Annotated in this window: 13 protein-coding genes and 1 pseudogene; 6 read left to right on the top strand and 8 right to left on the bottom strand. The window is 46.3% G+C overall.

Translation table 11 applies throughout. From position 1 onward, the window contains the following. Positions 1 to 104: 104 nt before the first annotated feature. The 7 genes and pseudogenes from BLS62_RS09405 to motA form a co-directional block, all read right to left on the bottom strand. Positions 105 to 560: a hypothetical protein gene (locus tag BLS62_RS09405; RefSeq protein ID WP_208990777.1), complete on the bottom strand. Its 456-nt coding sequence runs from the start codon at positions 558 to 560 to the stop codon at positions 105 to 107. A gap of 41 nt (positions 561 to 601) precedes the next feature. Next, on the bottom strand, positions 602 to 1,663 hold the full coding sequence (flhB, locus tag BLS62_RS09400; protein WP_093179794.1) for a flagellar biosynthesis protein FlhB: 1,062 nt from the start codon (positions 1,661 to 1,663) through the stop codon (positions 602 to 604). Positions 1,664 to 1,719: 56 nt separating this feature from the next. Further along, the gene (locus tag BLS62_RS09395; RefSeq protein ID WP_093179791.1) at positions 1,720 to 2,751 is read right to left on the bottom strand and encodes a flagellar motor switch protein FliG; all 1,032 of its coding nucleotides are present in this window, start codon (positions 2,749 to 2,751) and stop codon (positions 1,720 to 1,722) included. Between the two features lie 50 nt (positions 2,752 to 2,801). Continuing rightward, positions 2,802 to 3,056 (bottom strand): annotated as a pseudogene (gene fliN, locus BLS62_RS32820) (flagellar motor switch protein FliN); the annotation flags it as partial. Positions 3,057 to 3,220: 164 nt separating this feature from the next. Further along, positions 3,221 to 3,862 carry a hypothetical protein gene (locus BLS62_RS09385; protein ID WP_093179784.1) on the bottom strand — a complete coding sequence of 214 codons (642 nt, stop codon included), beginning with the start codon at positions 3,860 to 3,862 and terminating at the stop codon, positions 3,221 to 3,223. Beyond that, positions 3,843 to 4,808: a flagellar motor switch protein FliM gene (locus tag BLS62_RS09380; protein WP_093179781.1), complete on the bottom strand. Its 966-nt coding sequence runs from the start codon at positions 4,806 to 4,808 to the stop codon at positions 3,843 to 3,845. The genes BLS62_RS09385 and BLS62_RS09380 overlap by 20 nt, the downstream gene beginning before the upstream one ends. After that, positions 4,808 to 5,689: a flagellar motor stator protein MotA gene (gene motA / locus BLS62_RS09375; RefSeq protein ID WP_093188692.1), complete on the bottom strand. Its 882-nt coding sequence runs from the start codon at positions 5,687 to 5,689 to the stop codon at positions 4,808 to 4,810. The genes BLS62_RS09380 and motA overlap by 1 nt, the downstream gene beginning before the upstream one ends. Before the next feature lie 167 nt (positions 5,690 to 5,856). Here motA and BLS62_RS09370 point away from each other — a divergent pair, with 167 nt between their 5' ends. The 4 genes from BLS62_RS09370 to fliI are packed head-to-tail and all read left to right on the top strand — an operon-like array spanning position 5,857 to position 9,391. Further along, positions 5,857 to 6,630: a DUF1217 domain-containing protein gene (locus BLS62_RS09370; RefSeq protein WP_093179777.1), complete on the top strand. Its 774-nt coding sequence runs from the start codon at positions 5,857 to 5,859 to the stop codon at positions 6,628 to 6,630. A 2-nt stretch (positions 6,631 to 6,632) separates the two neighbouring features. After that, positions 6,633 to 7,358, top strand: a complete 726-nt coding sequence (gene flgF / locus BLS62_RS09365) for a flagellar basal-body rod protein FlgF (protein WP_093179774.1) — start codon at positions 6,633 to 6,635, stop codon at positions 7,356 to 7,358. After that, the gene (locus BLS62_RS09360) at positions 7,358 to 8,056 is read left to right on the top strand and encodes a hypothetical protein (RefSeq protein ID WP_093179770.1); all 699 of its coding nucleotides are present in this window, start codon (positions 7,358 to 7,360) and stop codon (positions 8,054 to 8,056) included. Before flgF ends, BLS62_RS09360 begins: the two co-directional genes overlap by 1 nt. 18 nt (positions 8,057 to 8,074) lie before the next feature. After that, positions 8,075 to 9,391, top strand: coding sequence for a flagellar protein export ATPase FliI (gene fliI / locus BLS62_RS09355; RefSeq protein WP_093179765.1), 1,317 nt, complete (start codon positions 8,075 to 8,077; stop codon positions 9,389 to 9,391). A gap of 63 nt (positions 9,392 to 9,454) precedes the next feature. Here fliI and BLS62_RS09350 read toward each other — a convergent pair whose 3' ends face one another. Then, the gene (locus tag BLS62_RS09350) at positions 9,455 to 10,129 is read right to left on the bottom strand and encodes a response regulator transcription factor (RefSeq protein WP_093179762.1); all 675 of its coding nucleotides are present in this window, start codon (positions 10,127 to 10,129) and stop codon (positions 9,455 to 9,457) included. Between the two features lie 755 nt (positions 10,130 to 10,884). Between BLS62_RS09350 and BLS62_RS09345 the strand changes: the two genes are divergently transcribed. Together BLS62_RS09345 and BLS62_RS09340 are read left to right on the top strand one after the other, a co-directional pair. After that, positions 10,885 to 12,201 (top strand): UDP-glucose dehydrogenase family protein, encoded by a 1,317-nt coding sequence (locus BLS62_RS09345; protein WP_093179759.1) that lies wholly within the window; start codon positions 10,885 to 10,887, stop codon positions 12,199 to 12,201. Positions 12,202 to 12,493: 292 nt separating this feature from the next. Continuing rightward, positions 12,494 to 14,437, top strand: a complete 1,944-nt coding sequence (locus tag BLS62_RS09340) for an autotransporter assembly complex protein TamA (protein WP_208990776.1) — start codon at positions 12,494 to 12,496, stop codon at positions 14,435 to 14,437. Positions 14,438 to 14,447: the final 10 nt, after the last annotated feature.

The raw sequence follows: 14,447 nt of genomic DNA, 5'->3' as shown, positions 1-14,447 counted from the left end.
CTGTAGCTGGCGAAATCAATATTAGTGAGAATAAGAAAAAGTAATACTTAGTAAGTCAAGTACAAATATTTATCTTAAAATTTTAAGTTAATAAATAACTAAAATTATATTTTCATACTTACGCGCGCGTCCAAAAGAGCCGTTTCCAGCTGTTTTGTATTTTCCTGTCGGTCCTCGCAAGGCTGCTCAAATGCAATAAATCTTACATCGACAGCAGAGTTAAGCGCCAATAAAAACAGGTGAAACATGACATTCACACCGCCACCTGAAAATTTCATTTGCAAGCAGACAGTGACGTCCCCATTCCAGTTTAAATCTATTGACGAAGATCCAGCGTAGGTAAGAGCATCAGGCTTGAAATAAAGTTCAGTTGAAGATTCCAGCAAATCCTGGAGGTTCGCAGCTTCATTTGATAGAATATGCCGCGCGAGAGATGAAAGGTCGCAAAGTCGCAATTCGGCTGCAATCGGTTTCATCGCTTCAGCAATAAGCGCTTCCCGCAAAACATCCTCAGTTTTTTCCGGAAGACTACTTTCTTTCAAGTTAGCTACTGCAGACAAAACACCCTCTTTTGGCAAAACCTCATGCTACTCATAAGTCTCTAACGTTTTAAATACACATATGAAATAATTTCCGCAACTGCCCTGTAATATTCCTCTGGAATACTTTGATCTATTTCTACGGCAGCATAAAGGGAACGCGCCAATGATCGATCTTCAACAACAGGAACATCATGTATGTACGCTAATTCTTTAATTTTGAGCGCAATTATATCCTGACCCTTTGCTACAACTTTAGGGGCAACATCCCCATCACGCTCATAATACAGCGCAATCGCAAAGTGAGTTGGATTGGCAACAACCACAGTTGCATCCTGGACAGAGGACATCATGCGTTTGCGTGCTCTATCTCGGGACAAAGACCGCAACCGCGCTTTGACCAGGGGATCACCCTCAGCTTGTTTGAATTCGTCCTTCAGCTCCTGATGGGACATACGCAAGTTCTTGCGCCATTGAAATCTAGACAGGACCAGATCGAAGCCGACCAAGAATATCGTCGCTATGCAGATCCCTGACAGCAACGTCATAGCAACTGATAGGATCACATGAGGTAACTGGCTTGGGTCACTGTACATTGTAGTCAATGCAACAGCCTGTTGTGATTTAAGGACAGTAGCTGCCACAACGACTACGGTTATGAGTTTGAATAGGGATTTTACAAACTCCATCGCACCATTGACACTAAACAGTCGCCCCAGACCCTTTTTCAGAGAGATTTTACTGAGCTTAGGTTCGATGCGATCAAATACCAGTTGCGGAGCATTTTGCATAAACGCCGACGCTAATCCGAAGGAAATCAACAAAGCTACAATTGGTCCGAGAAACCAGACGAGCTCCATGGATACAGCTGTCATAAGTTGTAGTGGCTCAGCAGAACTGACAAAATGTATCTCTCCTGGATTATCCAGAAACCAACTCAGAAACTGCACCAATCTTTGCGCTTTATCCACGGCGATAAAGGCGAAGATAAGCAGTAAAGCTAGAAAAGACGCAAGCACAGATGCCTCTTTAGAAACGGGCATATTGCCCTTTTCTAAAGCATCACGAACCTTCTTCTCTGTGGGTTCCTGGGTTTTACTCTCAGGATCTTGATCTTCAGACATGAAACCTGCTGCTTCTCAAGGTAGTTTACGACAAAATTACGAAGATGTACCAAGTATCAAACGTAGATCTCTTCTCCACGTCCAATCTCAAGATCGATCTCCCCGGCATTTGCCTTTTCAAGAGCCAGATCAGTAATACTTCGGCGCGCATCCATAACTTCACGCTGTGCCATAGGCTCACCAGAAGCGAGGTCATTCTCCACAATCCTGCGGGCACGAGATGCCATACTTGCCAGAATTGCCTGTCTAAACTCAGGATTAGTCCCTTTAAGAGAAGCTGTAATCACTTCACTCGTTACATCATCAAAGATAGCAGTACGTGTACGCAGATCCAGACTCTGAATATCTTCAAAGGTGAAGAGCAAGCCAGAGAGTTGTTCTGCAGATTTTGGAAGAGCCTCTCTCAAGTTACTCAAGGTATCTTCGAGATCATCTCGTTCCATTTTATTGAGAATATCCGCCATACGGACGTGCGCATCCGTTCCAACAGTTCTTGCGAAGTTTACCATGAAATCTTCGTGCAAAGTTTTCTGCACTTCTTCCAAGACGTCCTCAACAATTGGCTTCAGTGTCAACATGCGACGCACGATTTGGTTACGTCTTCTTCGTGGGATCTGTGAGATCACACGTGCAGCACCGCTTGCCGATATTTTGGAAAGGATAACCGCAGCCGTTTGCGGATGCTCTTTTTGAAGGTACGTAGAGAGAACATGCTCCGAGATCTGAGAGACTTTGTCCCAAATAGAGCGCTTTGAATAGCCCATCACGTCAGACATGATTTCGGCGACCTGATCTTCAGGCAAAATGCCTTTCAGGAGGTTTTCAGCCCCCTCGGCTGTGCCAAACAAATTGACCCCACCGGCGAAGAGCTCAATGAATTCTTCAATAAGTAGATCAAGTTCTCTTGCAGGAACAGTTCCCAAATCAGCTGCTGCGCGGATAATCATCCGCATCTCATCATGATCAAAATGCTTCAGCACCCGAGTAGCTTTATCACTCCCCATAGCCAGCAACAAAGCAGCTGCCTTTTGATGACCATTCTTACGGGAAATTACGCCACCCATTTCAGCAGGGACAATACTGTTCATTCTCTACGCGCCTCAGGTACACATTTATAACAAGCACAATTTATGTGCAGTTAGGCATAACTGCCTTTTGCGCCAACAATCTCTGTGAGCGACACGCCGAACCGTGAATTATCGTCTTCAACAACCACGATTTCACCACGAGCAACAGTACGGCCATTCACAACGATATCAACTGGCTCGCCTACCCGGTGATCGAGCGGAATAACGGCACCGCGTCCGAGTTTTAGCAAGCTTGCAACGGGCATCGTTGCAGAGCCAAGCACCACTTGCATGTCCACCGGGATGCCCAAAACAGCATCGAGATTGCGGTCAACATTTTGATCACTCACGCCTCTTTCTGGAGCCGCCGTGGTTTGCTGAGATGGAGTGGCAGACATTGCCGCCTCCATGTCCATGTCCATATCTGCCTCAGAGGAAGCAGCTTCCCATTGCAACGCGAGGGCTTCGTCACTCATTTCATTTGAGCTGCTCATTGCGGATCATTCTCCTTCACAGGACTTTCATCGTCCTTTACACTTACAGATCTGAATGTGGCGCTCTGCCCGAAAGAAACTTTTCGAACTCTGACGTTTTGATTATCAATTGCAGATACCGCTGTATTCTCTTGGTTTTCAGAAATCATGGGCTTGGTAATACCACCCGTCAGCAGCAAAGCTGCAGCATTTGCAGATACAGAAGACACTGGTTTTTGTTTAACTTTTGTCGGGCGCATAGTCTTTTTTCGATTTCCACGATCACCACCTGGCAAAGCCGGCGCATCCTGCATACTTATCCCGATTTCATCACTCTGTTTATTGAGCCATTCAATATGCTCCTGAAGCGCCTTCATTTCTGTTTGCGCTTGCAGGATCACACCGGAGATATCGACGGTGGTTTCACGCGCTTCGTCAATGCGCTGACCCAGGTTAGTCAGGATCTCCTCTCCTCGAACTCTGATCTCCTGCAAGGACAGACCAATATTGTCCATAGCCTCTGAAGTCTGATCAAAAATCCTCTGGTAGTCTTCGTGATAGCCTGACAATTTCTGCAACTGCCGGTACATCACAACAACACGCCATGTGGTAATTAAAAGCGCTAAAAGTAAAAAACCATCAATTAGATAAGATATCATCTAGAAGTTCCCCTTCCTGCTCAATCAACTCTTCAACACGTACTGTGTAAGACCCAGCAACCTGACCAAGACGGCAGTTAAATAACGGCTGACTGTTACACTCTAACTTGACCGCGGTTTTTGGTGTTGCATTCAACTCCAGCACCAACCCAACCTCGTACTGTGCAATTTCTTCCAGTGTTACACGTTGCTCTTCCAGTATTGCAGTGAGCTTAACTTCAGTACGTTGAACTTCTTGCTGGAATTGCTTAGTCCAGCGCGTATCACGACCTGCGACTTCACCGGAAAGAACTTGCGTCAGATTTTCACGGAGCGGATTCAAGACCGATTGAGGAATGATGATGAAAATCTCACCCTCACGCCCGATAATTTCGGCTGTCATTTTCGCGATAACACACGGATTACTCTTGCGACCAGTTTGCGCAAATTCCATGCGGTTTTCCAACCGTTCGACTTTCAACGATGTATCCGCAATAGCTTCAAAGGCTGTCTCTAATGCAGTCGCCGCTTCCTCAAACATTCTGTAAGCAAGGCGTTGCTCTACGTTGGTAAGGGTGCGGTCTTCAAGGAAAGCTTCCTCTTCGCCATCCCCACCAAGCAGCACTTCAACCATCGAAAATATGAAGGTCCGGTCAAAGCCCAGTAGAATACGCGCGTCCCATTCCTGAGCGTGAAGAACCGCGACAACGGCACGATCCTCATATTGCTCCAGAGCATCTCCGATGCGCTCATTAGACACTGACTGAACGGCAAGATACGGAGCTGTGGCCGCCATCTGCCGAAGGGTATCAATATACTGACGCGCCATACGGTCAAAGACCACATGCAACATCGGCAAACGATCGACACCAAGGCCCGCAGCATCCAACAGACGAGAAGGCAAATCGAGTTTGGCGCTCTGCGCACTCATCAACTCTTCGCCCATTTCAGATTCTTGCGGCTCCATCAAGCTGCCCCTCCCGCTGAAACCACAGGCCCTGCACTCATCGTCTCGGCTTCGACTTCATCGATAGATGGACGATCATCGGCACCGACCGTTTTACGACCATGCTCCAGCGCAATCTGAGGCGCAGCACCATTCATAAAAGCGAGAAGTGTTTGTTTTACTTCAATATACAGGCGGTAGCGCTGCTCACGGACTGATTTAACCATAACAGCGATCGGACTAACGATACCGTAGGAGAGAAAAATACCGAGAAATGTACCGACAAGTGCCGCACCAATAAGTCCACCCAGAATTTCCGGGGCCTGATCAATTGCACCCATTGCCTTTACAATACCCAACACCGCCGCGACAATCCCTAAAGCAGGCAGTGTTTCAGCAACTGTACTCAAGGCATGATAGGGCTTCATTTCCTCACGACCAAGCGTGTGCAGTTCCTCATCCATCAAAGATTCGATTTCATGTGGACGCACATTTCCGATCACAATCAAACGAAAATAGTCACAAATAAAACTCGTCAGCGAGGCATTCCCAAGAACCAGAGGGAACCTTTGGAACAGCTCTGACTCAGCAGGATTGTCGATAATTTGCTCGACATCATTACGCCCTTTCGCACGAAGGGTGCGCATCAAACCGTACAACACACTTAGCGTATCGAGATGGTCGCGTTTTTTGGGCTTTGCGTTCATCAAAGCTTCCTGGATGCCGCGACCAGTATCTTTGATTGTTTTGAAGGTGTTTGCTACCACAAACGTGCCAAAGGCGGCCCCTCCAATAATCAGCAGCTCAAAAGGTTGCCATAGCACCTTCATATAGCCACCCATTGCCACATACCCACCAATGACGGATCCAATAACGATCACGAGGCCAACTAAAATATTCAACTTGCGCTCCACACAACTAACGGACAAGCACTCTTCATATTTTGTGGTAGCCGGGCTTACTTGTCTGAAACTGGTGTTGAAAATTTTAAGAGGCCCCTGATTTGGCCTACAGCTTCGGACAAGCCACCTCCCGCATTTTAAATGCATAAATAGCGAGTGGGTTAATTATGCTTGATACTGCTTTACGATATTCGATGTTATCGCGCGATATGGAACAAACGCTAGAACGTACAGCAAATGATCCAATGAATGCTCGTGAAACAAAGTATTACTTAGACAACATCAGAGGCATTGAAACTATTGAGCAGTTTTTAGCTGATGATCGTATTTTTAATTACGCGATGAAATCTATGGGCATGGAGGACATGTCCTACGCTAAAGGATTGATGCGCAAGGTATTGGAAGAAGGCGTCAGCGAGCCAGACTCCTATGCTAATAGCTTGGTAGATCCGCGGTATAAAGAATTCGCAGAAATTTTTGACTTTGAAAGTTTTGGGTCCGCGACAACAAGTTTTGCGAAGACCCAAGGTGGAATTACCGAAAGGTACGTCCAGCAGACATTAGAGGTGCAAGAAGGCTCTGAAAACAATGGCGTTCGCCTGGCTCTCTATTTTGAGAGAAAGATACCTGAAATTGTCTCAGCTTTTGAAATACTGGGAGATCAGGCTCTGTATGAAGTCGTTCGCACTGTCATTGGCATGCCCGATGAATTGGTGGGAACCGATATTGACCGGCAGGCCGCGTATATTGAGAGCAGGCTGAAAATCGAGAACCTTCGAGAGCCTGAAAAACTTGACAAATTTATCGAAAAATTTGTCAACCTGTATGATGTCATAAATGGAATTAGTATCTCGCCCTCTGTTCAGCTCTTTGGGCCCGCCGGATTTGGAATCGATCCAAACACCTTAGCTCAAATGAATGCAATAAAGTTCGGAGGCTGATCATGGTAGTCCCTTCTCTGTACATTTCTCTCTCTGGACAAATGGCTCTTGAACGCAGGCTCGAGACAGTTGCAAGAAACGTTGCCAACATGGAAACGGCAGGATACCGCGCTGACGAGGTAAAATTCGACAGCCTTGTTAAACGCCCCGGTAAAGATTCCGTTTCATTTTCGTCTGTCGGCAAGGAATATATTTCGACAAAAGCAGGCTCCATCAAACAGACCGGCAACTCTCTTGATGTCGCTGTTGAGGGTAAAGGTTGGCTTGGCATTCAAACAGGCAATGGAATTGCCTATACACGGGATGGTCGTTTTCAAATTGGCATCGATGGGATCTTAAGAAGCATTGAAGGCAATCCCGTTTTGGACAGCGGCAATGCTCCCATTATCCTTGACCCACTCGGTGGTGCGCCAGAAATCTCCAAGGATGGAACAATTTCCCAGGGCGGAAGCCAAGTTGGAGTATTGGGATTATTCTCAATCCCAGATAATGCTCAACTTACGCGAGCTGGCAACTCTGGAGTGGTGCCAGACAGACAAGCTCAGCCCGTTCTGGATTTTGCTGAAAATGGCTTCGCTCAGGGGTATGTCGAAGGCTCGAACATCAATGCTATCTCGGAAATCACAAAGCTAATCACGATCACGCGCGCGTTTGAGAGTACAAACTCCATGATGCAGAGCGTTGAGAGCATTCGCCAGGAAACAATTCGCAAACTCGGAGGTGGATAATGGCAATCAATCCGGTTGGTTCAATTCAAGCGAACTCCGAGAGTGATACTAAAACCAATGGTCACAGTTCCGCAAAATCATCTTCAAGTTCAAAGCCTTTTAGCCTTGGTGAACTTTTGGATATTATTAATCCTCTCCAGCATATTCCCGGCGTAAACACACTTTACCGTCAAATTACGGGTGATGAAGCCTCGGTTCGCTCACGTGTTGCAGGAAGTTCGTTATACGGCCTGATCGCAGGCCCTCTTGGTATGGCAGGTTTAGTTGCTGGAAACTTGGCAGAGATGAAACTCTCTGGTGTCTTGGACGCTGCAGCTGCACAGGAAAAGAGTACGGTTTCAGTTGATGTCATCGAGCAAAAAATCAACAGAAAGCAGATCGTTTCGGCTCCTGACATGACGAGTTCTATTCAACGAGGCATCCCAATACTTCCCGTTAAAACTACAGAAATACCTCCTCTGTTTGGAAATGTTGCTTCTGCCGAGCCCCTTGCTATCGGCAATGAAAAAACGCTCTTGGACGCACTATCTGGCAACAAAAAAACCGAGGGCACAACCACATCATCTGAACAAGCTAAATCGGCTTCCTTTGGTTTACCTGAAGTCGACAAACTCTCATTGGACGCGCGTAATCTACTGCCGGAAGACATGTTAAGAAAACTGCAAGAACGGCATCGCAATACAATCGCTAATAGCTAATTATCTATAAGGTTACACATGACTGCTCTTGATCGCATTCAAGATCTTACCTCTCAGATTCCGTCTAATACCTGGAAAGTTGAAGTTAGTGGCACTCTTTGCGAGATCACGCCTAATCATCTTAGGGTTAAAGGTCTTTCAGGCGGGGTCAATCTCGGAGATCAAGTTTCCTACAAGAGCGGTAGCGGTGAGGAATTCGGTGAGATTATTCGAATTGAACCCGACAGCGTACTTGTCAAGCCTTATGCCTCACGCTCTGAACTAGGAATAGGCATAAAGGTAAAGCGTTGCGGAGAATTGAGTTTCTACCCTGACAACAGTTGGCGTGGGCGTATCATTAATGCGTTTGGCACTCCAATTGATGGACTTGGCCCTATGACTGATGGACCGGCCATGGCGTCTTTCAACCGCCCTCCTCCTCCTCCCGTGCACCGCGCACGCGTGAAAGATGCAGCAGTGACAGGTGTGCGGATATTGGACCTGTTCACTCCACTTTGTCATGGACAAAGGCTTGGGATCTTTGCTGGCTCAGGAGTCGGAAAATCAACGCTCCTTTCAATGATTGCGCGCAGTAATTCATTCGATACCGTGGTTATTGGGTTGGTTGGAGAACGCGGACGTGAAGTCAGGGAGTTTGTAGAGGAGACGCTTGGAGATCAGCTTTCCAAGTCGGTCGTCGTCGTCGCTACAGGTGACGAAAGCCCAATGATGCGCCGCCTCGCCCCAAAAACTGCAATTACTGTGGCCGAGCATTTCAGGGATCAAGGGCAGTCTGTTTTACTCGTCGTAGATAGCGTAACCCGTTATGCGCACGCCTTACGAGACGTGGCTCTAGCAGCTGGAGAGCCTGCTCTTTCTCGCGGCTATCCTCCTAGCGTTTTCTCAGAACTTCCTCTCCTGATGGAACGCGCAGGCCCTGGGATAGAGGGAAGCGGCATGATGACTGCTATTTTCTCTGTTCTTGTAGATGGTGATGACCACAATGATCCTGTTGCAGACAATATCCGAGGACTTCTCGACGGACATGTTGTACTTGATCGTCACATAGCTGAAGAAGGCCGGTATCCGGCGGTAAACGTGCTTTCCTCAATTTCGCGACTTGCTCAGAACTGCTGGTCTTCTCAGGAACGCGAGCTCATCACAAAATTGAAAGCAATGATTGCAAAATTTGAAGATACAAAAGACCTTCGAATGATGGGCGGCTACAAAGCAGGCGTAGATCCAGTCTTGGACCAAGCTATCGAAATTGCGCCGAAGATCTATAGTGCCCTTGTTCAAGATTTAGCAGCACCCTCCAGCCAGGATGCATTTACAGAACTGGCTCAGCTTCTCTAAACTGAACCAGTTCCAAAAATTATGACAACAAAAAAGGGCTATATTTTAAGCCCTTTTTTGTTGTCATATTGAGTTTATAATATAACCGAGGTAACGCTTTGAATCGATGGGATCATACCCCATCTGACCGCGCAGTTTTTTTCTTAGCTTACTAATGTGACTCTCGATCACATTCTCATCAACTTCGCTTTCAAATATTCCATAAACAAAATTATAGATCTGCGTTTTGGTTAAACGTCGCCCATTGTTTTGAGCAAGATATTCTAAAATGCGACGTTCTCTTCGAGGGAGCAGTAACGTCTTCCCCATAATTTCCGGATCTTTCCCATCAAAGTAGACAGTCAGATCTCCAAGTTTGACATTTAGGCCCTGGTTTGTTGTTCTTCGTTTAATCGCGCTCACACGCGCAAGTATTTCTTGCGGGTGAACAGGTTTACGAACAACATCATCTACACCTGCTGCAAACAACTTTAGTGTCTGTTCCAAAACCGGATTACTATTAAGAACAAGCACAGGTTTCTGAGCGCACCTACGACGAATAATCTGCGGAAATTTCTCCCGTTCATCAAACTCACCAATTAAAATAGCCTCAACTGCTTCAAACTCAATATCTGGCGCAGTATTTAACCAATCCCGGAAATCATCGGGGCTAAAGCCACTTGTCGAAATGCCTTCACGCTCGAATCCCGACGCGTAACCATCAGTTACAAGCTGCTGTTCATCAACAATTAAATACATAACCCAACCAATTCACACTCAAATGAATGTATCGGAGGTAAATCAGAGAAACACACTCTGTCAATTTATCTTGAACGTTTTTTATTGTCTAAATCAAGTAAAACCAAATAGAAACACAAGTCTTTATAATAGAAAATAAGAATAAATTTTACCTCTAATTTTATATTAATATTTGATACAGGGACAGATTTTGGCCATTTTGTCCTTTTTGCAGCAATTTACTTGAAGTAAACTGACCTATATTTTTTCAAAGATTGAAGTGCCTAGGTGCTTATTTTGATCTCAATATCATGCAATTTGCATCCGATGATTGTGAGAAAATTCCTTGGGATAAACTATCAACAATTTTAAGTTGGTCGTAGTCCTTGTAAGGAGTAGAATCAAAACAACTCTCAAGACCATTGGAAATGGAGCGTAATTTTACTTAATAGTTCAATTGAATTAGCTAATGTAATTTTATCTCAATTATGGCGTTAACCATCTAATTCTTACGGTGATTTATCAATTTCAATCCGACAAAACAGTATTCCCGGATAACTTTAGATAAATATCAGGGTAATACTCTCTAATACTCGATACAAACCAACGACACCCTCCTATCAATAGTCTGCTTGGGTCCATTCCCGAGCATGCAATTTTATGAGATTTAGGCCTTACTGGGGGCTGTGTTTTATTACAGGCAATGTACTCTTGAATTTCGCGATGAATGAACATATTTGCATCCCTAATATTGAATAGTTGATGCTGGAGATAAAATGATAATTTCAGTAATTGGGAGCGGATACGTCGGCTTAGTTTCCGGAACCTGTTTCGCAGACTTTGGTCATGAAGTCATTTGCGTCGACAAAGCCGAAGAAAAAATTGAGAAGCTGATAAACGGCCAGATTCCCATTTATGAACCTGGGCTGGAAGAACTGGTTGCCAGCAATGTAAAAGCTGGGCGCTTGAGCTTCACAACCGAGTTTTCCGATGCTGTGCGCAAGGCCAGCGTCATTTTCATTGCGGTTGGGACACCTTCTCGCCGCGGAGATGGTCATGCTGACCTAAGCTATGTCTATGCTGCGGCAGAAGAGATTGCGCAGTCCATCGAGGGCTTCACGGTTATTGTGACTAAATCGACGGTTCCAGTTGGAACAGGTGATGAAGTTGAGCGTATTATTCGTAATACAAATCCAGATGCTGATTTTGAAGTTGTCTCTAATCCGGAGTTTTTGCGTGAGGGCGCCGCAATCAGCGACTTCAAAAGACCGGATCGGATTGTTGTCGGCCTGTCTAGCGACCGTGCAAAGGTCGTTATGACGGAAGTTTACAGGCCGCTCTACCTCAATCAATCACCGCTTGTATTCACTAGTCGCCGCACGTCAGAGCTGATTAAGTACGCAGGCAACGCATTCCTTGCGATGAAAATTACCTTTATCAACGAGATTGCTGACCTAAGTGAAGCTGTCGGCGCAAACGTTCAGGATGTCGCGCGCGGCATTGGTTTGGATAAACGTATTGGTTCTAAGTTCTTAAATGCTGGCCCTGGTTATGGTGGGTCCTGCTTTCCAAAGGATACACTTGCGCTGGTAAAAACAGCCCAGGATAACTCGAGCCCTATGCGGCTGATTGAGACCACCTGCTCCATCAATGATCAGCGCAAACGTTCTATGTCCAAAAAAGTTGCAGCTGCCGTAGGCGGTGACGTGCGTGGCAAGAAAATCGCGATTTTGGGCCTAACCTTCAAACCTAATACCGATGACATGCGCGACAGCCCTGCCCTTTCCATTGTGCAAGCCCTACAGGATAAAGGCGCAGATATTCATGCCTACGACCCAGAAGGTATGGATGCAGCCGTTGAGCTGATGAAGGACGTTACCTTTGGCACCAACGCTTATGAAATTTCCAAGGATGCGCATGCTCTTGTGATTGTCACGGAATGGGATGCTTTCCGCGCGTTGGATTTCAAACGCCTGAAAGATGAAATGGCAACGCCAGTTCTTGTGGACTTGCGCAATATCTACGGTAGGGACGAAGTCGCCAAATATGACTTTACCTACGCCTGCATTGGTCGCCCGGACGAAGAAGGCTGATCTACCCAACTATATGTCACTTAGTAATTTTCCTAAGTGACATTTTTAATTAGATAATAATCTTAGGTGATCTAAACTCGGCTCTTCGTATCTTGTTGAGATGATATTTGTGGTTTGCTTTTAACAAGCAGGTCATGCGAAATTTTTGGCATAGAGCTGAGAGATTCTTGTAGGTTGCGGTGGCTAAAAACAGGCCGCCTTACGCCTACTCTGGTCACCCTAGAGGTTTGTGGGAGCCTTTTCATAGTTGCAGTGCAGGCAAATATATTTTTGGAACTTTAACAGAGCTACATTGCCGCGATGCTTTCATGCATGGCGCAGGCTCTGCGCTGCCTCTTTGCTTGCAATCGCGCTGGTACTTTGTATTTCCGTAAGAACCGAAGCTTTTGAACTGTTTGGTTATCATCTGTGGGGCGAAAAATCTGAGAGTGCGGAGGATAGCTCCGTAGGCATACCTGACCCGACGCCCTACACTGTTGATTTTCATGTGAAGGGCGAAAGTGCAGAAGAAGTTTCAGATACAGAATCCGACCTTCAATCCGCAAGTCTTCTGGTTCAGGACATCAAGCAACTTCCCTCTGGTACAAGTGGTGTTCTTGCCCGTGCCACCAAGGATTTTGAACGCCTCATAGGCAAGCTTTATGAAGACGGGTATTACGGAGCACTCGTCACTATTTCGGTTGCTGGTATGCCGCTTAATCAAGCGGTCCTGCATCTGGAAAAGATAACTGAGCGCCCTGTCCCCGTCCATATAGAAGTCGACAGAGGCCCACTTTTTCATTTTGGAGAGGCTACTCTTAGCTATCGCGGTCCAGTCTCATCTCAAGGTCTTCAATTGCCAGCTGCACAGTCTGCTGACCTGCTTGAAGGGGATCCTGCGCTTTCAGCAAAGGTTTTGAATGCGGAAGCCAGAGCCGTCAAAGCAGTAAAAGATAATGGCTATCCATTTGCAAAAGTTGGCGACCGGTCTCTTCTTGCCAACCATGCCAGTCAGACCCTCAAGGTTACACTTGTTATAGACAGCGGCCCTTATGCCAAATTTGGTCCGGTAACCGTTTCCGGCACAGAAAATATGGACGCCGGATTTGTTCAACAATACGCCGATATTCCGCAGGGAGCGCAATGGGATACCAAAATCCTCTCTAAAGCTGAAAACCGGGTGCGTGGTCTGGAGGTTTTTTCCAGTGTGCGTATGCAACCTGCTGATAGCGTTGGGCCGGACGGTGAATTGCCACTGGAAATAATCGTGGTGGAACGTCCAAGAAAAGTATTTGGGTTTGGTGCCAATTACTCCAGCAACGAGGGTGTCGGTGTTGAAGGCTATTGGCGTCATCGCAATTTGTTCGGCAAAGCTGAACGTCTCTCAGTCGCTGGTACAGTTGGCCAACTGCTTGCTGTAGATAACGAACAAATTGAATACTCCGCACGTGTAACTTTTGAAAAACCTGGGATTTTCGATCCTACAACATCGTTTTCGACAAGCCTTGCAGCTGTTCAGGAAAACCCGGACAACTTCCGCAGTCAATCCATCAGCTATGACGCTTATCTTCAAAAGGATTTTGACGAGACATTGAGTGGAAGAGCTGGCGGGGAGATTTTTTACGCCAATGAGAGAGATGTTTTTGGCGACAATGATTACTTTTTCATCAGTATTCCTGCCGAACTGACTTATGACACGCGCAACAACAAGCTCAATCCAATCCGTGGTGTTGAGGCAAAGGTATTCTTTGAGCCAGCTTATGATCTGCGGGGAGATGAAGGTATATTCTTTTCGCAAGGATCCATCTCCAGCTACCTGCCAATTGTCGGCACTGACAGGGTTGTGCTGGCTGGTCGAGTTTCTGCTGGCGCAATCGTCGCTCCATCTGTTCAAGATGTACCTGCATCACGCCGGTTCTTCTTGGGCGGCGGTGGAACTATCCGCGGATATGCCTACAAAAATGTTGGTCCACGCTTAAACGGTGAAGTTATCGGTGGCCGAAGCTTTATTTTGTTCAATGGCGAAATTAGAACACGGATTACTGAGAACATCGGTGTGGTTGGGTTTATTGATGCAGGGGCTGCTTTTGAAACCCAATTGCCTAGCTTTGATAACCCATTCAGCATCGGTGTTGGTGGTGGACTAAGGTATTTTACACCAGTCGGGCCATTGCGTCTGGATATTGGTGTCCCACTTGAACCCGAACAGAATGACCCACCGTTTGTAATCTACGTTGGATTAAGTCAGGCATTCTAATCAGTACGAC

Source organism: Pseudovibrio sp. Tun.PSC04-5.I4 (assembly GCF_900104145.1).
Lineage (GTDB): Bacteria > Pseudomonadota > Alphaproteobacteria > Rhizobiales > Stappiaceae > Pseudovibrio.
Note: the sequence above shows the minus strand (reverse complement) of the source record. Positions and strands in the feature narration are given on the sequence as shown.